Genomic DNA, 20,762 nt, shown 5'->3' on the forward strand with positions numbered 1-20,762 from the left:
GGACAAAAAAAAGTCTGCCTGGCTGGTTGTTCTCGATGGCGGCAACGATGCGCTGCTTCGGACGTGTCGCCCGAGACCACCTTCGGCCCGCGTTTGCGCGCGCGGCGGGCGCCTGTGCGCCATCGAGCTTGAAGACGCTGACCACCTGGGCCAGCTGGCCCGATTGCTCCTGCAGGGATTCGGCCGCGGCGGCCGCCTCCTCCACCAGAGCCGCATTCTGCTGCGTCACCTGGTCCATCTGGCCGATGGCCTGGTTGATCTGGTCGATGCCCGAGCTTTGCTCCTGCGTGGCCAGGCTGATTTCCGCCATGATGTCCGTCACGCGCTGCACGCTGGAGACGATTTCGGCCATCGTGCTGCCCGCCTCGGCCACCAGCTTGCTGCCCGCGTCGACGGCCACCACGGAGTCGCCGATCAGGGTCTTGATTTCTTTCGCTGCGCCGGCGGATCTTTGGGCCAGATTGCGCACCTCGGTGGCCACCACGGCAAAGCCGCGCCCCTGCTCGCCCGCGCGCGCCGCTTCCACGGCCGCATTCAGGGCCAGGATATTCGTCTGGAAGGCGATGCCGTCGATGACGGAAATGATGTCGACGATCTTGCGCGAGGAATCGTTGATGGCATCCATGGTCTCGACCACCTTGCCCACCACCTCGCCGCCCTTGACGGCGACGCCGGAAGCGCTCAGCGCCAGCTGGTTGGCCTGCTGGGCATTATCGGCATTCTGCCGCACGGTGGACGTCAGCTCCTCCATCGACGACGCCGTCTCTTCCAGCGAACTGGCCTGCTCTTCCGTGCGCGAAGACAGGTCCAGGTTGCCGCTGGCGATCTGCGACGACGCGGTGGCGATCGTCTCCGTGCCGCTGCGCACCTGGCCGACGATGTTCACGAGGCTGGTGTTCATGTCCTTCAGCGCCTGCAGCAGCTGGCCCGTTTCTTCCGTCGTGTGCACCTCGATCCGGCTGGTCAGGTCGCCCGAAGCCACCGTCTGCGCCACTTTTACGGCCGAATTGATGGGCTGCGTGATGGCGCGCGTGATGTAGGCGGCGCAGCCGATGCCCAGCGCCGATGCCAGCAAGCCCATGATCAGCATCAGGCTTTCCGAGCGCACGACGGCCGCGCTGCCATCCTTGACGCTGGCGTCGGCCACGCCGTTATTGAGCTTGATGATCTCGTTGAGCGTGGCTTCGGCCTTGCCGAACAGGCTGCGCGAATTCTGGTACTGCTTGTAGAACGCCACGAACAGGGTCTTTTGCTGCTGCTCGTCGCGGTTGTCGGCCAGCTGGCGCAGGATGGCGCGCACCTTGTCGTCGTCGCCCTTCCAGGCCGCCCACTCTTCCAGGAAACGCTTCCACAGCACGGCTTCCCCGGGCGTTTGCGGCAGCGGCTCGTACAGTTTGCGGCCCGCCTCGATATTGCTCCAGGCCTTGGTGCGCAGCTGCAGCGCTTCCGCGAACTTGTCCTGTGCCTGGTAATTATTTTCGTAGATGGCGGCCGTCAGGGTGGCGGCGGCAACGGCCGTCTGGCCCTCGTTCATCATCATCAGGCCCTGGATCGACGGCAGGCGCACCACGCCGATTTCATTGACGGCGTCGCCCACGGTGGCGATGCCCGAATAACCGCAGATGCCGACGACCAGCAGGGCCGCCATCATCACGGCAACGAGCGTCGCCAACTTCCATTTGATCAGTAAATTCTTAAACATGGCTAGGTCCTTTATAAAGTCACGACGACTGCTGGCGAGGTTGGGGCTGGCATGTTCGAGTAAAACGGCTGACACTTGTATAAAGGTGGCGGGGATGGGGCAAACGCTTCGTTACAATTGGCTAGATTTTATAACTGGAAGCATAGAGGAAAAATATGTTTCTGGCTGATACATACTTGATACAAAACAAGATTTATTTCTTTACTGTGGCGCGCCTTGCACAGCGGCATCGCCGAATGGGGAAATACCACGCTTTGGGGCAAGAAATCCTGCCCTGCCGCTATTGGCTGCGCAGTTGATAGTCGTATAAGATGAGCAACAAGCAAACCACAGGCAGACCATGGCTTATCCTATCGAACACAAACTGGTGATCGGGGTCGCTTCCAGCGCCCTGTTCGGCCTGGCCGAATCGCACCAGGTTTACCTCGACAACGGCCCCGAGGAATACCGCAAGTATCAGGAAGCGCATATCGACACGGTGCTGCCGCGCGGCGTGGCCTTCCCCTTCATCCGCCGTTTCCTGAACATCAACAAGCACTATCCGCGCCAGTCGCCCGTGGAAGTGGTGCTATTTTCGCGCAACTCCCCGGAAACGGGCTTGCGCGTCATGCACAGCATCGCCCACTACGGCCTCGATATTTCGCGCGCGGCCTTCATGACGGGCAAGTCGCCGTATCCCTACCTGCCCGCCTTCAACGCCTCGCTCTTCCTCAGCGCGAACGAGGACGACGTGCGCAGCGCGCTGGCCTGCGACTATCCGGCCGGCCTGGTGCTGCCGTCGCGCACGGAAGACGACGAAAACGACGAAGAACTGCGCGTGGCCTTCGATTTCGACGGCGTGATCGCGGACGACGAAGCGGAAACCGTATTCAAGCGCAACAACGACGTCGATGAATTCCACGCCCACGAAACCCTGAACGTGGGCACGCCGCACCGCCCCGGCCCGCTGGCCGGCCTGTTCCAGAAGCTGGCCACCATGCAGCGCCTGGAAGAAAGGGCGCAGCGGCGCGACCCCGGCTATAAAAAGATCCTGCGCATCGCCATCATCACGGCGCGCAACGCGCCTTCGCACGAGCGCGTGGTGACGACCCTGAAAAGCTGGGGCGTGGCGGCCGACGAGACGTTTTTCCTGGGCGGCATGGACAAATCGCGCGTGCTGGCCGTGTTCAAGCCGCATATCTTCTTCGACGACCAGCTGAGCCACCTGAAATCGGCGGGCGGCACCATCCCCATGGTCCACGTCCCCTTCGGGATTGCGAATGCGCGCGCGGGCGATGGTCTATAATCCTGCCTGTCAGCGCCGTCACTGGCGGCGCGGCGCGCACCACAGCTGTCCCACTCAACTGCCTCTGCCACTAGTGTCATCGCCTGCATGTCCTTAGACTTAAAAAAAGCCCTCCCCAAGCCCGGCAACCGCTACGCGCTGCCCGCCCTGTATGGTTCATCCGACGCCTATGCCCTGGCGCTGGCCGCTTTGGCCTTGAAAGCGCGGGGCCAGATGCTGGCCGTGGTGGTGGCGCAGGCCAGCGACGGCCAGCGCCTGCTCGATGAAATACCGTGGTTCGGCGGCGCGCAGCTGCGCTGCCATCTGCTGCCGGACTGGGAAACCCTGCCCTACGACGCTTTTTCGCCGCACCAGGACCTGGTCTCCGAGCGCCTGGCCACCCTGCACGAAATCCAGACGCGCCAGTGCGACGTGCTGATCGTGCCGGCCACCACGGCGCTGGTGCGCCTGGCGCCGCCCTCGTTCCTGGCCGCCTACACCTTCTTCTTCAAGAAGGGCGAAAAGCTCGACGAGGCGCGATTGAAGTCGCAGCTGACCCTGGCCGGCTACAGCCACGTCTCGCAAGTGATGTCGCCCGGCGAATATTCGGTGCGCGGCGGCCTGCTCGACCTCTTCCCCATGGGTTCGGCCCTGCCCTACCGGCTCGACCTGTTCGGCGACACCATCGAGACCATCCGCACGTTTGACGCCGACACCCAGCGCTCGCTGTATCCCGTGCACGAGGTACGCCTGCTGCCGGGACGCGAATTCCCCATGGATGAAGCGGCACGCACCACGTTCCGCAACCGCTGGCGCGAACAGTTCGAAGGCGACCCGTCGCGTTCCGTCGTCTACAAGGACATCAGCAGCGGCATCGCCTCGGCCGGCATCGAATACTATCTGCCCCTGTTCTTCGAACAGACGGCCACCCTGTTCGACTACCTGCCGCCCGACGCCTCGCTGGCCCTGGTGGGCGAGATCGACTCTGCCATCGGGCGCTTCTGGACGGATACGCAGTCGCGCTACCGCTTCCTGAGGGCGGACCGCGAGCGGCCGATTTTGCCGCCCGAATCGCTGTTCCTGTCGGACGAACAGTTCTTCGGCCTGGCCAAGCCGTATCCGCGCCTGGCGATCGCCAAATCGAACGATGCGCTGGCGTCCGAACTGTCGGCGCCCGTGCCGAATATCGCCGTCAACCGCCGCGCCGACGATCCGCTGGCCAACCTGCGCAGCTACCTGCTGCAAGCGGGCCGCCGCGTGATGATCTGCGCCGAATCGAACGGCCGCCGCGAAACCCTGCAGCAGTACTTCACCGAATACGACCTGCACCTGGCGCCCGTGGAAGGCTGCGACGGCTTTTTGCAATCGAGCGCCAAGCTGATGCTGGGCGTGGCGCCGCTGCACGCGGGCTTCGAACTGTTCACGCCGGAAGGCAATCTATCCTTCATCACGGAGACGGAGCTGTATGCCGGCTCCGGCCGCAGGGTCGGCACCAGGAAACAGGAAGGCGTGACGCAGGTCGAGTCGATGGTGCGCGACCTGTCGGAACTGAAGATCGGCGACCCCGTCGTGCACATCAACCACGGCATCGGGCGCTACATGGGCCTGACCAGCATGGACCTGGGCGAAGGCGAGACGGAATTCCTCCACCTGGAATACGCGAAGGACACCAAGCTGTACGTGCCCGTCTCGCAGCTGCACGTCATTTCCCGCTATTCGGGCGCTTCGCCGGAAGACGCGCCGCTGCACTCGCTCGGTTCGGGCCAGTGGGAAAAAGCGAAAAAACGCGCGGCCGAACAGGTGCGCGACACGGCCGCCGAGCTGCTCAACCTGTATGCGCGCCGCGCGCTGCGCCAGGGCCACTCGTTCGAATTCTCATCGCACGACTACCAGCGCTTCGCCGACAGCTTCGGCTTCGATGAAACGCCGGACCAGGCCGAGGCCATCCACAACGTCATCAAGGACATGACTTCCGGTAAACCGATGGACCGCCTCGTGTGCGGCGACGTCGGCTTCGGCAAGACGGAAGTGGCCTTGCGCGCCGCATTTATCGCCGTGATGGGCGGCAAGCAGGTGGCCATCCTGGCGCCCACCACCCTGCTGGCCGAGCAGCATGCGCAAACCTTTGCCGACCGCTTCGCCGACTGGCCCGTGCGCATCGCGGAATTGTCGCGCTTCCGCAGCGGCAAGGAGATCACGCAGGCGTTCAAGGGCATGGCCGACGGCACCATCGACATCGTCATCGGCACGCACAAGCTGCTGTCCGACGACGTGAAGTTTACCCGCCTGGGCCTGGTCATCATCGACGAGGAACACCGGTTCGGCGTGCGCCAGAAGGAAGCGCTGAAAGCCCTGCGCGCGGAAGTGGACGTACTGACCCTGACGGCCACGCCGATTCCCCGCACCCTGGGCATGGCGCTGGAAGGCTTGCGCGACTTTTCCATCATCGCCACGGCGCCGCAAAAGCGCCTGGCCATCAAGACGTTCGTGCGCAGCGAAGGCGAAGCCATCATCCGCGAAGCGTGTTTGCGCGAACTCAAGCGGGGCGGCCAGATCTACTTCCTGCACAACGAGGTGGAAACCATCCAGAACCGCCTGGCCATGCTGACGGAACTGCTGCCCGAGGCCCGCATCGCCGTGGCGCACGGCCAGATGCACGAGCGCGACCTGGAAAAGGTCATGCGCGACTTCGTCGCCCAGCGCTTCAACATCCTGCTGTGCACGACCATCATTGAAACCGGCATCGACGTGCCGACGGCGAACACCATCATCATGCACCGCGCCGACAAGTTCGGCCTGGCGCAGCTGCACCAGCTGCGCGGCCGGGTCGGACGCTCGCATCACCAGGCCTACGCCTACCTGCTGGTGCACGACGTGCAGGGCCTGACGAAACTGGCGCAGCGCCGCCTGGACGCCATCCAGCAGATGGAAGAACTGGGCAGCGGCTTTTACCTGGCCATGCACGACCTGGAAATCCGCGGCGCCGGCGAAGTGCTGGGCGAGAGCCAGTCGGGCGAGATGACGGAAATCGGCTTCCAGCTGTATTCGGACATGCTGAACGAAGCCGTGCGCTCGCTCAAGGCGGGCAAGGAACCGGACCTGGCCGCGCCGCTGGCCTCGACGACGGAGATCAACCTGCACGTGCCGGCCCTGCTGCCGGCGGACTTCTGCGGCGACGTGCACGAGCGCCTGTCGATCTACAAGCGCCTGGCCAACTGCGCCACGCAGGACAAGATCGACGATATCCAGGAAGAGCTGATCGACCGCTTCGGCAAGCTGCCCGACGCCGTCAAGGCCCTGGTCGAGACGCACCGCCTGCGCATCGCGGCGAAAACCGTGGGCATCGTCAAGATCGACGTGCATGGCGAGGCGGCTACCCTGCAATTCATGGCCAAGCCGCCCATCGACCCCATGCGCATCATCGGCTTGATCCAGAAAAACCGCCATATCAAGCTGCATGGACAGGACAAGCTGAAAATCACGGCCGCCATGCCTGACCTGGCCGCGCGCGTGACGCAGATCAAGACCACCATCAAGCAATTGACGGTTTAGACTATTCCTATCATTTATGCAGGGCTGACCCATGACCAATACCAAGACCATCACCATGAATCTGATCCTGCAGGGCCTCGACGGCGATAGCGCCCGCCTCGAGCGCATCGCCGCGCTGGCCGCGCCCACGTCCATCACGCACCTGGGTCCCAACGCCGTGCGCTGCGAAAAGATCGCCTATTCGCCCGCGCTGCGCCCCACCATCGAAGTGGCGGCACAGGCGGCGCAGCTGGATGTCACCTACATGATGGGCCAGCGCGAACTCAGCGAGTTCAAGCTGGTGGCGATGGACATGGATTCGACCCTGATCACCATCGAGTGCATCGATGAAATCGCCGACATGCAGGGCTTGAAACCGCAGGTGGCGGCCATCACGGAAGCGGCCATGCGGGGCGAACTCGATTTTGCGGCCAGCCTGACGCAGCGCGTGGCCCTGCTCGAGGGCCTCGACGCGGCCGCCCTGCAACGCGTCTACGACGAGCGCCTGAAACTGTCGCCGGGCGCGGAAACCATGCTGGCGGCCGTGCAGAAGGCGGGCCTGAAAACCCTGCTGGTGTCGGGCGGGTTCACCTTCTTCACGGAGCGCCTGAAGGAACGCCTGGGCCTCGACTACACGCACGCGAACGAGCTGGAAATCGTCGACGGCAAGCTCACGGGCAAGGTCATCGGCGCGATTGTCGACGCCGAGGAAAAGCAGCGCACTGTGGAGCGCGTATGCGCGGAGCTGGGCATTTCCCCGTCCGAAGCCATCGTCATGGGCGACGGCGCCAACGACTTGAAAATGATGGGCATCGCCGGCCTGTCCGTGGCCTTCCGCGCCAAGCCCGTGGTGCGCTCGCAAGCCGACGTGGCGCTGAACTTCGTGGGACTCGATGGCTTGCTCAACGTATTGGCATGATTTGATGCAGGCCTGAGCGGGCGGCATCCGGCGGCGCGCGCACGATCGCATATTTTTGCTATATTGCAAACTTGTGATCGTCCTGCCAGCCCATCGTGAAAGAACACCGCATGCCGCCACCGCTGCCCGAAGAAATACAACGCCACCTGGAGGTGTTTGTCGCCGCCGCGCGCAACACGTTTGGCCCTGACCTGGTCGCCGCCGTGCTGTTTGGCTCGGCCGCCGACGGCCAGGTGCGCGCCACCTCCGACGTCAACCTGCTGCTCCTGCTCAAGCGCTTCACGCCGCCCGCGGCCGATGCGCTGCGCGGGCCATTGCGCCTGGCGCATGCCGCCATCGACCTGCAGGTGATGTTCCTGCTCGAAAGCGAATTGACGCAGGCCGCCGACGCCTTCGCCGTTAAGTTCGCCGACATCATCGCGCGCCACAAGGTGCTGCATGGCGCAGACCCTTTCGCCAGCCTGCGCACGAACCGCGACGCCGTGCTGCGCCGCCTGCGGCAAGTGCTGCTGAACCAGCAGCTGCGCATGCGTGAACGGTATCTGCTATTGAGCCTCAACGAAGAGCAGCTGGCCGGCGCCATCGCCGACGCGGCCGGCCCGTTGCGCTCGTCCGCGGCGTCGCTGGCGCAGCTGGAGGGCAAGTCCGGGCTGTCCGGCAAGCAGGCGCTCGAAGCGTTTGTCGACCAGCTGGGCGAACCGGCCCTGCACGCAGCCTTGCAAGCCATGTCGGCGGCGCGCGAAACGGCGCGCCTGGCGCCGGGCCAGGCCCTGCCTGCCTTCACAAGCCTGATGGCGATTACCGAACGCTTGCGCGAGCACGCGGAGCAGATGCGGTGAACGGCCCCAATCCGTTCGACTGGAGCGGGCCGTGGTTCCTGCTCGCCTACCTGGTCTTCGGTGTGCTCGTGCTGTATCTGGCGCGCGAGCTGCTGATCCGCCAGGAATTGCGCAATCCCCATGCCCAGCTGTCGCTGGCCGACGATCCCTACCGCATCGCTTTTTTGCGCGGCGGCGCCCTCGAGGCGGTGAAGATCGCCGCCATCGTGCTGGTGGACCGCGGCTTGCTGCGCGCCGACGGCCCCTTGCTGGAAACGGCCAGCGCCGACAGCCTGCGCTTCGCCAGCCATGACATCGAACGCGACGTGCTGCGGCTGTACCTGGGCCGCCAGGGCCACAGCAAGGAACTGGCCGTGCAGGCCGAGATGCTGCCCTCGTGCCGCGCCTACCTGGAGACCCTGACGCAGCAGGAACTGCTGGTCGGCCCGCCGCTGCTGCGCCGGCGCGAACGCATCACGTGGACGGCGCACTGGCTGCTGCTGACGGTGGCCGCCGTCAAGGCCGTCATCGCCATCAGCCGCCAGCACTACAACCTGCTGTTCCTGGCCCTGCTGCTGGCGGTATTCCTGCTGATGCTGCGCGGCTTGCGCAACCGGCGGTCCAGCTGGAGCGCACAGCGGCTGCTGACCGACCTGCGCATGCTGTTCGGCCGGCTGAACATGCGTTCGTCGCGCCTGCAGGCGGGCAGCAACAGCGCCGACATGGCCCTGCTGGCGGCCATCTTCGGCCTCGGTGCCCTGCCGCCGTCGGTGTACGCGTATGTCGCCCAGCTGTACCCGGTGGCCCGGCACAACACGGGCAGCGATTCGTCGTCCGGCAGCACGGGCGACTCGGGCGGCGGCTCGTCGGGCGACGGCGGCGGATCTTCCTGCGGCAGCGGCTGCGGCGGTTGCGGCGGTGGCGGCGGCTGTGGCAGCTGACAAGGAGTCCGCGCGCGACCGCGTGGGCCTGGGCTGGCGCGGCGAACTGGCTGCCGGCATCCTGTCCAACCTGGCGCACATCGATGTGCTGGAAGTGATCGCCGACGACTATTACCACGCTCCGCGCGCCGGCATCGCCGCCTTGTGCAGCCTGGCGCGCCAGGTGCCGGTGAGCCTGCACGGCGTCGGCATGGGGCTGGCGTCCAGCATTCCCGCCGACCCGCGCCGCCTGCATGCGATGGCGCGCCTGATGCAGACGGTGCAAGCGGAATCGTGGTCCGAGCACCTGAGTTTCGTGCGCGCGGGCGGCGTCGAAATCGGCCACCTGGCAGCGCCGCCGCGCACGCCGCACAGCGCCGCCGGCGCCATCGCCAATATAGCGCTGGCCACGCGCCTCGTCGGCAGCGCGCCCCTGATGGAAAATATCGCCACCCTGGTCCGGCCGCCGGCCAGCACGCTGGACGAAGCCGCATGGCTGACGCACATCCTTGACGGCGCGCAGGTGCCGCTGCTGCTGGACCTGCACAACCTGTATGCGAACGCCGTCAATTTCGGCGAGGCGCCGGAGCAACTGCTGCTGCGGCTGCCCCTGGACAGGGTGGCCGCCGTGCACCTGAGCGGCGGCCACTGGGTCGATGCGCCGGGCGGCGGCCAGCGCTTGCTGGACGACCATCTGCACGACGTGCCGCCCGCCGTCTTCGATTTACTGACCTTGCTGGCGCGCCATGCGCCCCAGCCCTTGACAGTGATCGTCGAACGCGACGGCAATTACCCGTCGTTCGAACATGTGCTGGACCAGCTGGAACTGGCGCACGCCGCCTTGCGCGCGGGGCGGCGCGCATGAGCTCTCCCGCACTGGAAACGTATCTGGCCAGGCTGTACACGGACGACGCCCTGCGTGCCGCCTTCCTGCTGGCGCCCCGTGCGCAAGCCTTGCTGCATGGCTTGTCGCTGCAGGAAGCGGATGCGATGGCGGCGATGGACTGCATCGGCCTGCAGATGGCGGCGGCCAGCTACCGCGCCAAGCGGGCCGCGCACGGCAAGAAGGCCGGGGCGGCGCGGCACGGGTGGCGCCGGCTGCTGCCGGCCTGGCTCCGGCGGTCTACAGGACTATAACTGCCACAGCCGCAGCGGCAGCAAGCCCCACCAGGCCAGCACCAGCAGCAGTTGCAAGGCCGCCAGCAAGGCCACCCAATCCCATTTCGCCAGCGAGCCCGCCTCGGCCGCCGTGCCGCGGCTGCGCCAGCAGCGGGCCAGGCCGAACGCCATGGCCAGCGGCAGCGCGCCCGTCGCCAGCGCCAGCAGCACGCTGGCGATGGTGACGTCGCCCAGGCGCAGATAGGACTGGAAGTAAAAGAATGGCGCGGGCAGGAGCAGCGCCAGCATCGACAGCAGCGGCGCGAACAGATGGTCGCCCCGCGCCAGGCTGCGCCGCGCGGCGCGCCACACGCCCACCAGCAGCACGTACAGCAAGCCCGCCGCGCCCAGGGCCAGGCTGCCCCACAGCACCAGCATGCGCAGCATCGACGCGCGCTCATAGCTGCGCAAGCCGTCGCTGAGGATATGCTTGCCATCTTCCTGCAGCAGCACGTGCGACGCCGTGCTGCGGTCGCTGGCGCGGAACAGCAGGCCGCCCACCGGTTCCAGCTCCTTCGGCTCGCCCTGGAACGGGATCAGGAACAGCGATTCGCCATCCCATTTCAGGCGCGTGAAGCCGAAGACGGCATCGACCCAGGCCATGCTGGCCATGGGACTGGGCGACGGCACGTAGACGCCCTGCCAGTTTTCCACCGTGGGTGCGGGCGTGCCGTGCGGGGCCGGCGCGCGCAAGGGCAGTTCCAGGTCGCGCAGCAGCAGGCGGTTGAAGCGTTCATAGTCGGCTGCTTCCGCATCCGTGTTGAAGGCCACGAAAAAGGCGCTGTCCTGCTCCGGATAGATGCACAGCATGGCGCGAAAACCCACGGCCGTGCCAGGGTGGCAAGCGCCCACCACATTGTGGCGGTCGCGCACGGCCAGTGCCAGGCCATGGCCCGTTTCCAGGCCCGCCTGCGCCGCATCGGTGCCGGCCGGTTCGGACAAGGCGCCCATCAGCGCCAGGTCGATGAAGCGCTTGTCCTGCAGCTTGCCGTCGCCCATCAGGAATTGCGCCAGCTTGCCCATGTCGGCCGCCGTGGTGGTAAATTGCGCGGCCGGACGCAAATACTGGGGCACGGCCGGCTGCGCCACGCCATGTTCGAAGTGGCCCATGGCCAGGCGCGGGTCCGCCTGCGCGCTCAGTTGCGTGCTCACTTGCGTAACAAAGGCAAACGTGCTGTCCGTCATGCCCAGCGGCTGCAGCAACTGCGCATCGAGGTAGCGTTCATATGGCTGGCCCGTGACCTTCTCGATCACCATGCCCAGCAAGCCATAGCCCATGTTGGAATACGCATAGCGGCTGCCGGGACGCGCGCGCACGCGCAGCAGGTTGCGCCCGCCATCGAAGGCTTCGGCCAGCGGCGTGTCCGGCGCGGGGTTCAGGCTGAACGCCTGCCAGAAGCGCACGTTGTCGAGGCCGGACGTATGCGCCAGCAGGTGGCGGATGCGCACGGGGTCGCTGGCCTGCCACGGGTTTTTCAGCGCCAGTTCCGGCAATACCTGCTGCAAGGGCGTGTCGAGCGTGAGCCGGTCTTCGCTGATCAGGCGCAAGACGCCCAGCGCCAGCGCCACCTTGCCCACGGAGCCCACTTGCACGCGCGTGTCCGCCTGCATGGGTATTTGCTTGGCGGTATCGCGCACGCCGGCGGCGCCCGTGCGCACTGTGCCATCGGGCAAGACTTCACTCCAGACGGCGCCTGCCAGGCCCTCTTCCTTCAAGCCGGCGGCAAACTCCGCCTCCAGGGGGGCGCCGGCGGCATGGGCCGCCGTGGCACACAGCAGCAAGGCCGGCAAGGCGCGGCGCAGCCATGCGCTGGCGCGCGCGGCCAAGGTGGGGTAGCGATCTCGTTTCAACAATGTATTCTGCCTTTTCCATGGACTGCGCCCCTGCGCCGCTTTGCTTGTTACAATTAAAAATTGAGCAACGACGGGAGCTTTCATGTCACAAGAGATTATTTTGGATACCCAACTCCAGCAGACCAGGAACCTGGCCTGGTGGTTGTACCTGATACATGGCGCCAGCTTTGTGTTTTCGCTGGGCGCGTTTTCCTTCATTCCGCTCATCATCAATTACGTGAAGCGGGACGAGGCGGCCGGGACCTTCGTGTACAGCCATCACAGCTGGATGATCCGTTCCTTCTGGTGGTATGTGGCCTGGATCGTCGTCGGCGCCATCCTGTGGATCACGCTGATCGGCATTCCGCTGGCGCTCGTCGTGTGGGGCGTGGCCTGGCTGTGGAAAGCCTACCGCTTGCTGCGCGGCTTCCTCGACCTGAACAATAACAAACCCGTGCCCATGTAAGGTTGACGTTGCGTGCGGGCAAGCCTTTGCGCTGGCCCGCACGCCCCTACATCGCCGCGAACGCCCGTTCGATATCGGCAATCAGATCCTGCGGATCTTCCAGTCCCACGTTCAGGCGCACCAGCTGGCCCGGCAGCTTCCAGCCCTTGCGCATGGCCGCGATGCGGTACGGCATCACCAGGCTGTTCGCGCCACCCCAGCTGTAGCCAATCTTGAACAACTGCAAGGCATCGACGAAGCGGTCCGTCTGCTGCTCCGTGTAGCGGGCGTCGAACAGCACGGAAAACAGGCCGCCCGCACCCGTGAAATCGCGCTGCCAGATGGCGTGGCCCGGGCAATCGTCGAATGCCGGATGCAGCACCGTGGCAATCTCGCTGCGCTCCTTGAGCCAGGCGGCCACCGTGCGCGCGCCCGCGTCGTGGGCGTCGAAGCGCAACTTCATGGTGGGCAAGCCGCGCAGCACCAGGTAGGCGTCATCGGCCCCCACGCCCATGCCCAGACGCATGTGCGCCTGCGCCAGGCGCTCGTGCAGCGCCCGCTCGCGCGTGATCAGGGCGCCCATCAGCACGTCCGAGCCGCCCGACTGGTATTTCGTCAGCGCCTGCATGATGATGTCCACGCCCAGGTCAAAGCCGCGCAGGGCCAGACCCGCCGACCAGGTGTTGTCCAGGGCCACCAGCACGCCGCGCGCATGGGCGGCCGCACAGATGGCAGGCAAGTCCGGCACTTCCATGGTCACGGAACCGGGCGCTTCCGTCCAGATGAGCTTGGTATTTGGCTGGATCAGGGCCGCGATGCCGGCGCCGATCAGCGGGTCGTAATAGCGGGCCGTGATGCCGAAATCCTGCGCCAGCCAGCGTCCCAGTTCGCGATTCGGATTGTAGATATTTTCCGGCAGCAAGACATCATCGCCCGTCTTCAGCAGGGCAAAGTCCGCCATGGCGATGGCCGCCAGGCCCGACGGCGCCAGCAGGCAGTGCGTGCCCCCTTCGATCTCGGCCAGCCGCGCTTCCAGGGTGAACGTGGTAGGCGTGCCGTGCAAGCCGTACGTGTAGGCATTCTTCTCTTTCCAGTCGCCCGAGCGCATGGCCGCCACGTCCTTGAACAGCACGGTGGATGCGTGGTGGATGGCGTTGGGAAACGCGGCAAAGCCTTGCGGCGCCTGGTAATCGCTGTGGATCAGCGCCGTCTGGGGGGATTTGATAGTGGTCATGGCGTCATCGGCAAAAAAAAGGGCGGGCCAGTCTGTGCTGGTCCGCCTTGATTGTAAGGGCTTATGCCCTTGCCTGCCGTACTGTTGTTACACCTGCTTACTCCGCAGCGCCCCACAGGTCGTGCGCATCGGCCGAGGTGATGGTCACGTCGACGAACTGGCCCACGGCCAGCTTGCGGTGCGGTTCGAATGGCGGCTTGACGTAGACGACGCCATCGATTTCCGGCGCGTCGGCGGACGAGCGGCCCACGCCGCCGGAGCGGGTGACTTCATCGATGAGCACGCGCACGGTCTTGCCGACCTTGGCTTGCAGGCGCTTGCGGGAAATTTCTTCCTGCAGCAGCATCACGCGGCCGCGGCGCTCTTCGCGCACTTCTTCCGGCACGGGGTTGGCGATCTCGTTGGCCGTCGCGCCTTCGACAGGCGAATACGCGAAGCAGCCCAGGCGGTCGATCTGCGCTTCCTTGAGGAAGTCCAGCAAGTACTCGAATTCCGCTTCCGTTTCGCCAGGGAAACCGGCGATGAAGGTCGAACGGATGGTCAGGTCCGGATTGATGGCGCGCCAGGCCTGGATGCGGTCCAGGTTTTTCTCGCCGCTGGCCGGACGCTTCATGCGCTTCAGCACGTCAGGGTGCGCGTGCTGCATGGGAATGTCCAGGTATGGCAGGATGTGGCCGCCGCTCATCATCGGGATGATCTGGTCCACGTGCGGGTACGGATACACATAGTGCAAGCGCACCCAGGCGCCGTAGGACTTGGCCAGTTCGCCCAGCGCTTCCGTCAGCTGCGTCATGTGCGTTTTCACGGGACGGCCATTCCAGAAGCCGGAACGGAATTTCACGTCCACGCCGTAGGCCGAAGTATCTTGCGAAATGACCAGCAATTCCTTGACGCCGGACTTGAACAGGTTTTCCGCTTCCATCATCAGCTCGCCGATCGGACGCGACACGAGGTCGCCGCGCATGGACGGGATGATGCAGAAACTGCAGCGGTGGTTGCAGCCTTCGGAAATTTTCAGGTAGGCATAGTGCTTCGGCGTCAGCTTGACGCCTTGCGGCGGCAGCAGGTCGAGGAAAGGCGCATGCGGCTTCGGCAGGTGCAAGTGGACGGAATCCATCACTTCGGCCAGCGCGTGCGGGCCCGTGACGGACAGCACTTTCGGGTGCACCTTCATGATGATGTCGTCGCCGGCAGCATCTTTCTTGGCGCCCAGGCAGCCCGTGACGATCACTTTGCCGTTTTCAGCCAGCGCTTCGCCGATGGCGTCGAGCGACTCTTGCACGGCGGCATCGATAAAACCGCAGGTATTGACGATCACCAGATCGGCGCCAGCGTAGGATTTCGCCGTTTCGTAGCCTTCGGCGCGCAGTTGGGTCAGGATTTGTTCCGAGTCGACCAGCGCTTTCGGGCAGCCGAGCGAGACAAAGCCCACTTTCGGCGCCGCACCTGGCATGGCCAGCATGGCCTCTGGCTTGGCGGAAGGAACGGGAATACGGTGAATTTCAGACATAGTTGGCAGCTAGTAAAATGGTGAGGCGAATCGGCTATTGTACCCCGAGCCGCCCTTAGCTGTCAGTGGCGGTCTGGTTTTGCTGCGGGATATGCAACGGTGGGAGCCACGGGCGACCTGCCCTGAGCATATTCTTTCACGCATTCCATATCTGGCTGCAGCCCATACTTGACTAATGTACTTGTTATTTCATACACAGTCTCGCTATAATAAGATTTTATTGCACTGTGGAAATAAAATGCTCATCAAAAATTTCGTTGCCAACGTTTTTGCAGGAGCCATCTCTGCGCTGATGCTCGGTGGCTGTGTCACAACGCATGTGCAGCGCCCTCTCAGCGTCGGCGTGCCCTCCGAAGGTACAGCCGTTACTGTCAGCATTACTGCCAACACTGATGCGGTGAACGGATTGGGCCAGATCACCTTGGGCCGCCTGAGTAGCGGAGACGCAGTGTCCAGCCTGGTCCTGCAGCAATATATCCTGAACCAGGTTGCCAAGGATATGGCGCGCGACACGACTCTTTTCATGGGGACCCTGCCACCGGGGAAATACTACTTCAGTCAACTGGCCGACGCCGGCAAATCAAACCGCTACATCAAAATGGGCGGCGGCCTGGGCTTATTTACTGTGGACGAAGGCAAGCCGGTCGATCTGGGCCGCCTGATCGTCACTCCTCTTTATGGCGAGCGTGTACTGGTCGGCCGCAGCGTGCGGGTGCGAGACAACCGCACACTGCTCGAACGCTATTCTCCCGAGCACCTGAAGCTGTTTGCACCCGAAAAGACAGTCAGCTGGTCCGGATCGCGCAGTGATACGGATCGCGCTGAGGAAGTCGCCATGGCCCGCCCCACCGGCGCCGAATGCGTGACGGAGCTACCAGACGGCAGCGTGGCGGCCGCAACCCGCATGGGCACAGTGCTGTGGCGCAGCCCTGAGGGAACATGGAAACAACTGGCCAGCGACAAAATAGAGACGCTGAACTGCGTGCAGCCGGTGCAAATGCCGGATGCAGACTTGCTGGCCTTCGGCGAGTTCGGCACCCTGCTGCGCCATGCGCCGGGACAGAACAAGCTTGAACCGATTGACACTGGCAACCTTCCCTATGGCAATCTGGTCGGACTGGCTGGCAATATGGACGCTGGCTGGTATGTCGCCGTCCAGCGTAACAATGAAGTCACGATTTATCATTCCGCCCGTCTCGAGCGCGGCGAGTGGAATCAGGTACGCAGTGAGAAGCTGGGGAAATGGCTCCTGAACCAGGACACCTGGTTCTGGCTGCGCGATATCGGCACAGGCTTTGCCTACACGTCGACGAAAGGAACGCTGCACCTCTACGACTACGCCAGTGGCCAGTGGTCAGAGCGGGCAATGCCCGATCGCCGTGTGGATGCGATGCGCATCAGCGGCAGCGGCATGTGGAGCCTCATAACACAAGGTTACGGGCCATTTGCGATCACCTCCAGAGATGCTTTCGTTTCAGTGAATCAAGGTCAAACCTGGCAAGAGGTCACCGCTAGCCACATTCCGCTGGTTCAGCGTACCGATGGCACTCTGCTGCGTTTTGAAAGCAGTCTGATGAGCGATACGACCTTACATGCCAGTAGCGACATGGGCAAAACGTGGACACTGTTGGACGCCAAACCGAAATCACGCGAGTTGACCCCGCTTAAATCGGGTGCCATTCTGGGAAAAGTAATGCGCTGGAGCGTGCCGGCGCAATTTGAAATATCGAACGACGGCGGTAAAAGCTGGACTGCCGAAAGCATGAAGTGAAAGTTCTAACCGACAGTCGACAATGCCATGCCCACCCGATGTGAACGATGACTACCAGGCGGCATCCGTGCCGTCTGCCTGGATCAACTTGCAGAGCAAGAGCCGGATGGCGGACGCGCCTGAATATGTGGTGGAAGGCACGTCGATTGAAACCCTGATTGAGCAGATCTTTGGCAATCAGGAAGTCAGCTATATCCACGTCCACAACGCCAGACGCGGTTGCTACGCTGTCCGGGTTGACCGGGCATAGGTAGCAATGGATTGCATGTGCGATTCTCAGGCTCCTGCATCGCTTATCATCAAATGCAGGCTATGAGCTTGCTCAGTCCGGTTCCAAAGCACGGCAGGAAGCAGCACCTGGGAATTCAATACGTAGCTTGGGCCAGGTACCTTGCCAATTCTTGCCACGCACGCGGCCTGCGTAGACCGATTGCTTCGCTGTCAGAAATCGCTCTGTCGGCCGGACCACCAGATCGAAAAGATCATGCAGGCCGAAAGGAGCCGCTATATCGATGCCTGCAAGGTCATTGAGTCGCACACCCACGGCAGTGGCGGTTTCCGGCCAGTATCTCATGGCATCGGAAGCGGTCAGGTAAGGCAGGTCCGCATTGCGTTCATGCATACGCGCCTGATTCTTTACCGACCAGCCCAGCGTGCCGTCCCGTGCTATTAAACTCGACTCAAGCATGGCGTCATGCGCCTGTGTCGCCTTGCTTGGGTCGTACCAGATGACGTCGATATCGTGAGGCATTGGCGAAGGCGAACGTTGGTGCAAATGATCCCAGACACAGCATCGCACAAATCCCGCAGCAACCCAGCAATCGGGCAGATCAAGTTCTCTGACAAGACGAAGGACATGCATACGCTCATTATAGGCTGCAATCATTGCCTGCAATTGCTCAAGCAGCGCCATATATACTCCTCGTGGACCTGCAGTTGCATATCAAACGAACGCTGCGATGTCATCCTTGCCGGACAGCGTCTGCCCATCAAGGAAAAATGGTTGCACCATGCTCCGATCAAAACCCGGCACACCGAGGCGATATGGCGCCTGAACGCACAACGGCACAGGAACTCCTGTGCCGTTGTGCAACGTAAAAACCGGATCAGCTTATTTTTTGTCCGTCGGCGGGACAGGCGGCACAAACGGGAACGTGCCGAACAGATTCTTGCTCTGGTTCTGCATCTGTTCCTGCATCTGCACGAACAGGCTCTTGCTCTGGTCGATGTAGTTGTTCATCATGCCTTGCATCATCGGGCCCTGGACATTCATGAACTGCGTCCACATTTCCGGGCTGAATGGCTTGCCTTCGAAACTGCCGGCCGACGTGCCCGTGAATTTGTGCTGGATATCGGTGAACGCCTGCACGTTCTTTTCCAGGTAGGACCCCATCATGCCCTGCATGGCGTGGCCATAGTAGCGGATGATCTGCGACAACACGCTGCTCGAGAACATGGGCGCGCCATTCGCTTCCTCTTCCAGAATGATTTGCAGCAAAATGCTGCGAGTCAAATCTTCATTGGATTTGGCATCGACGACGGTAAACACTTCATTGTCCAACACCAGCTGCTTGACGTCCGTCAAGGTGATGTAGGAACTGGTTTGCGTGTCATACAGACGGCGGTTGGGATATTTTTTAATCAGGCGGTCTATACTTTTTTTTGCACTACTCATCACAAGTTCCACTTATTGCGCCGCAGCGCGTACAGAGTTAATCCGAAAAAAAAGCGAACGTCGGTCCGCTTTCGCACCTGCCTACTTTTTCCATTATAGAGTGGAAAACGGCTCCATTGCACATCAGGGTAGTAGATTCCCGCATTTATTGCAACGCAACTAAAAGTAAGTTCTTGGCAAGACCGGAGATTACGCCGGCCTTGCCTGGCGAGCAGCTTTTATAAACTAGTCTGCCCTGACTTTAACATACCGCCCCGGCGCGGGCTCGATTGCCGCGTGGCGCTTGTTGCCCGGCTTGCCTGGCGCCTTCACCTGGGCGCCGCCATGTTCGGCCAGGAAGGCCGCCCATTCGGGCCACCAGCTGCCCGCGTGCTCCGTCGCGCCTTCCATCCATTGCTCGGCCGTCAAGGGCTTGGCTTTCGCCGCGCGCGCGCCTTTGCCTGCGTCATTGCTCCAGTAACTGCGCTTTTTCTTCGACGCGGGGTTGATCACGCCGGCGATGTGGCCCGACGCCCCCAGGATGAAGCGGTTGGCTTTCGGTTTTTTCGGATTCAGCAAGGCCGTGCTCGCATACGCCGCGCCCCAGGGCACGATATGGTCTTCGCGCGAACCATAGATGAAGGCGGGCGCGTCGATGCTGCTCAGGTCGACCTTTTCGCCGGCCACCGTCAGCTTGCCCGGCACTTTCAGGCTGTTTTCCAGGTAGGTATTGCGCAGATACCAGCAGAACATGGGGCCCGGCAAGCCCGTGCCGTCGCCATTCCAGTACAGCAAGTCGAACGCGGGCGGTTCCTTGCCCTTCAGGTAATTCGACTGCACATAGTTCCACACGAGGTCGTTCGGACGCAGGCTGGAAAACGTGCTGCCCAGGTCGCGGCCCGACATCAGGCCGCCCTTGGCCAGGGTCTGCTCGCGCAGCGCCACCTGCGGTTCGTCGATGAAGACGTCGAGCGCGCCCGTGTCGCAGAAATCGAGGAAGGTGGTCAGCAGGGTCAGGCTGGCGGCCGGATTCTCGCCCCGCGCCTTGAGCACGGCCAGCGCCGTCGAGACGATGGTGCCGCCCACGCAAAAGCCGAACATGTTGAGCTTGTCCTGGCCGGAAATGTCCTGCGTGACCTTGATGGCTTCGATCACGCCTTGCTCGACGTAATCGTCCCACGTCAGGTGCTGCATGCTCATGTCCGGATTGCGCCACGACATCAGGAACACGGTATTGCCCTGCTCTACCGCATAGCGCACGAGCGAGTTTTCCGGCTGCAAGTCAAGGATATAGAATTTATTGATGCACGGCGGCACCATCAACAGCGGCCGCTGGTGTACCGTGGGGGTGCTTGGCGTGTACTGGATCAGCTGGAACAGGGCGTTTTCAAACACCACGGTGCCCGGCGTGGTGGCCACGTTGCGGCCTACTTCGAAAGCCGATTCGTCGGACTGCGAGATGCGGCCCTTGCCCATGTCGGCCAGCATATTGCTCAAGCCCTTGGCCAGGCTTTCGCCCTTGGTCTCGATCAGGGTTTGCTGGGCGTCGGGATTGGTGGCGAGAAAGTTGGCGGGCGACATGGCGTCGACGATTTGCTGCACGGCAAATGAAATCTTTTGCTTCTGGTGCGGCGTCGCTTCCACGGCGTCGGCCATGGCGCTGAGAAATTCCGCGTTCAGCAGATAGGCTGCCGCATTGAAGGCCGACAGGGGGCTGGCGTGCCAGGCGGGCGCGGCAAAGCGGCGGTCCTTCAGTTCCGGCGTCTTGCCGGCCATAAAGTCAGCCCACAAGCCCGTCAGCTTGGCCACGTAGGCATTTTTCAGTTGCTCGATCGCTTCCGGCTTGATGCTGGCGCCCGCATCCTGCAAAATGCCGGCAATCGGATTGCCGGCGGGCTGCGGTACCATGTTGAACCACGTCTTCCACTGCTCAGGATTGCTGATCTGCGCCATCCATTCCTTGGTCATCATTTGAGGATCGGGCATATTCATAGCTATATAAA

17 protein-coding genes are annotated in these 20,762 nt (G+C 63.1%); 10 read left to right on the plus strand and 7 right to left on the minus strand.

Annotated elements, in window-relative coordinates; all coding sequences use genetic code 11:
• Positions 1 to 1,702 (minus strand): methyl-accepting chemotaxis protein (locus GCN75_RS23750; protein ID WP_226941536.1); only part of this gene is annotated, 1,702 nt, incomplete at its 3' end.
• 340 nt (positions 1,703 to 2,042) lie between these two features.
• On the opposite strand from GCN75_RS23750, the gene GCN75_RS23755 reads away from it, so the two are divergent.
• From GCN75_RS23755 to GCN75_RS23780, 7 genes are all read left to right on the plus strand, one after another.
• Entirely contained in the window at positions 2,043 to 2,987 is a 945-nt protein-coding gene (locus tag GCN75_RS23755) for a 5'-nucleotidase (protein WP_152284592.1), read from the plus strand.
• 87 nt (positions 2,988 to 3,074) lie between these two features.
• Positions 3,075 to 6,518 (plus strand): transcription-repair coupling factor, encoded by a 3,444-nt coding sequence (mfd, locus tag GCN75_RS23760; RefSeq protein ID WP_152284593.1) that lies wholly within the window; start codon positions 3,075 to 3,077, stop codon positions 6,516 to 6,518.
• Positions 6,519 to 6,573: 55 nt separating this feature from the next.
• A complete protein-coding gene (gene serB / locus GCN75_RS23765; protein WP_152284627.1) occupies positions 6,574 to 7,416 on the plus strand; it encodes a phosphoserine phosphatase SerB in 843 nt (280 codons plus the stop codon).
• A gap of 110 nt (positions 7,417 to 7,526) precedes the next feature.
• On the plus strand, positions 7,527 to 8,255 hold the full coding sequence (locus GCN75_RS29325) for a nucleotidyltransferase domain-containing protein (protein ID WP_193317627.1): 729 nt from the start codon (positions 7,527 to 7,529) through the stop codon (positions 8,253 to 8,255).
• Positions 8,252 to 9,175 carry a TIGR04222 domain-containing membrane protein gene (locus GCN75_RS23770; protein ID WP_193317628.1) on the plus strand — a complete coding sequence of 308 codons (924 nt, stop codon included), beginning with the start codon at positions 8,252 to 8,254 and terminating at the stop codon, positions 9,173 to 9,175. Before GCN75_RS29325 ends, GCN75_RS23770 begins: the two co-directional genes overlap by 4 nt.
• The gene (locus GCN75_RS23775) at positions 9,165 to 10,019 is read left to right on the plus strand and encodes a DUF692 domain-containing protein (protein ID WP_193317629.1); all 855 of its coding nucleotides are present in this window, start codon (positions 9,165 to 9,167) and stop codon (positions 10,017 to 10,019) included. Before GCN75_RS23770 ends, GCN75_RS23775 begins: the two co-directional genes overlap by 11 nt.
• Positions 10,016 to 10,291 (plus strand): hypothetical protein, encoded by a 276-nt coding sequence (locus GCN75_RS23780; protein ID WP_152284596.1) that lies wholly within the window; start codon positions 10,016 to 10,018, stop codon positions 10,289 to 10,291. Before GCN75_RS23775 ends, GCN75_RS23780 begins: the two co-directional genes overlap by 4 nt.
• On the opposite strand, the gene GCN75_RS23785 is transcribed toward GCN75_RS23780, so the two are convergent.
• A complete protein-coding gene (locus GCN75_RS23785) occupies positions 10,286 to 12,163 on the minus strand; it encodes a serine hydrolase domain-containing protein (RefSeq protein ID WP_193317630.1) in 1,878 nt (625 codons plus the stop codon). The two genes, GCN75_RS23780 and GCN75_RS23785, sit on opposite strands and share 6 nt — an antisense overlap.
• Positions 12,164 to 12,248: 85 nt before the next feature.
• Here GCN75_RS23785 and GCN75_RS23790 point away from each other — a divergent pair, with 85 nt between their 5' ends.
• Positions 12,249 to 12,611, plus strand: coding sequence for a DUF4870 family protein (locus GCN75_RS23790; protein WP_152258857.1), 363 nt, complete (start codon positions 12,249 to 12,251; stop codon positions 12,609 to 12,611).
• Between the two features lie 46 nt (positions 12,612 to 12,657).
• Here GCN75_RS23790 and GCN75_RS23795 read toward each other — a convergent pair whose 3' ends face one another.
• Both GCN75_RS23795 and rimO read right to left on the minus strand, forming a co-directional pair.
• Complete coding sequence (locus tag GCN75_RS23795) at positions 12,658 to 13,824, minus strand: cystathionine beta-lyase (protein ID WP_152284598.1); 1,167 nt, start codon at positions 13,822 to 13,824, stop codon at positions 12,658 to 12,660.
• Positions 13,825 to 13,921: 97 nt separating this feature from the next.
• Positions 13,922 to 15,277 (minus strand): 30S ribosomal protein S12 methylthiotransferase RimO, encoded by a 1,356-nt coding sequence (gene rimO / locus GCN75_RS23800; protein WP_193317217.1) that lies wholly within the window; start codon positions 15,275 to 15,277, stop codon positions 13,922 to 13,924.
• 295 nt (positions 15,278 to 15,572) lie between these two features.
• Between rimO and GCN75_RS23805 the strand changes: the two genes are divergently transcribed.
• Both GCN75_RS23805 and GCN75_RS23810 read left to right on the plus strand, forming a co-directional pair.
• Positions 15,573 to 17,105 (plus strand): beta propeller repeat protein, encoded by a 1,533-nt coding sequence (locus GCN75_RS23805; RefSeq protein ID WP_152284599.1) that lies wholly within the window; start codon positions 15,573 to 15,575, stop codon positions 17,103 to 17,105.
• Between the two features lie 40 nt (positions 17,106 to 17,145).
• Positions 17,146 to 17,355 (plus strand): DUF1203 domain-containing protein, encoded by a 210-nt coding sequence (locus tag GCN75_RS23810; protein ID WP_205412523.1) that lies wholly within the window; start codon positions 17,146 to 17,148, stop codon positions 17,353 to 17,355.
• A 72-nt stretch (positions 17,356 to 17,427) separates the two neighbouring features.
• Here the strand turns inward: GCN75_RS23810 and GCN75_RS23815 are convergent, their stop codons facing one another.
• The 3 genes from GCN75_RS23815 to phaC all read right to left on the minus strand — a co-directional run bounded on the left by GCN75_RS23815 (position 17,428) and on the right by phaC (position 20,751).
• On the minus strand, positions 17,428 to 18,018 hold the full coding sequence (locus GCN75_RS23815; protein ID WP_152284600.1) for a nucleotidyltransferase family protein: 591 nt from the start codon (positions 18,016 to 18,018) through the stop codon (positions 17,428 to 17,430).
• 198 nt (positions 18,019 to 18,216) lie between these two features.
• A complete protein-coding gene (phaR, locus tag GCN75_RS23820) occupies positions 18,217 to 18,780 on the minus strand; it encodes a polyhydroxyalkanoate synthesis repressor PhaR (protein ID WP_092709520.1) in 564 nt (187 codons plus the stop codon).
• Between the two features lie 225 nt (positions 18,781 to 19,005).
• Positions 19,006 to 20,751, minus strand: coding sequence for a class I poly(R)-hydroxyalkanoic acid synthase (phaC, locus tag GCN75_RS23825; RefSeq protein WP_193317631.1), 1,746 nt, complete (start codon positions 20,749 to 20,751; stop codon positions 19,006 to 19,008).
• Positions 20,752 to 20,762: the final 11 nt, after the last annotated feature.

It is taken from the genome of Janthinobacterium violaceinigrum, assembly GCF_009208555.1.
Lineage (GTDB): Bacteria > Pseudomonadota > Gammaproteobacteria > Burkholderiales > Burkholderiaceae_D > Janthinobacterium > Janthinobacterium violaceinigrum.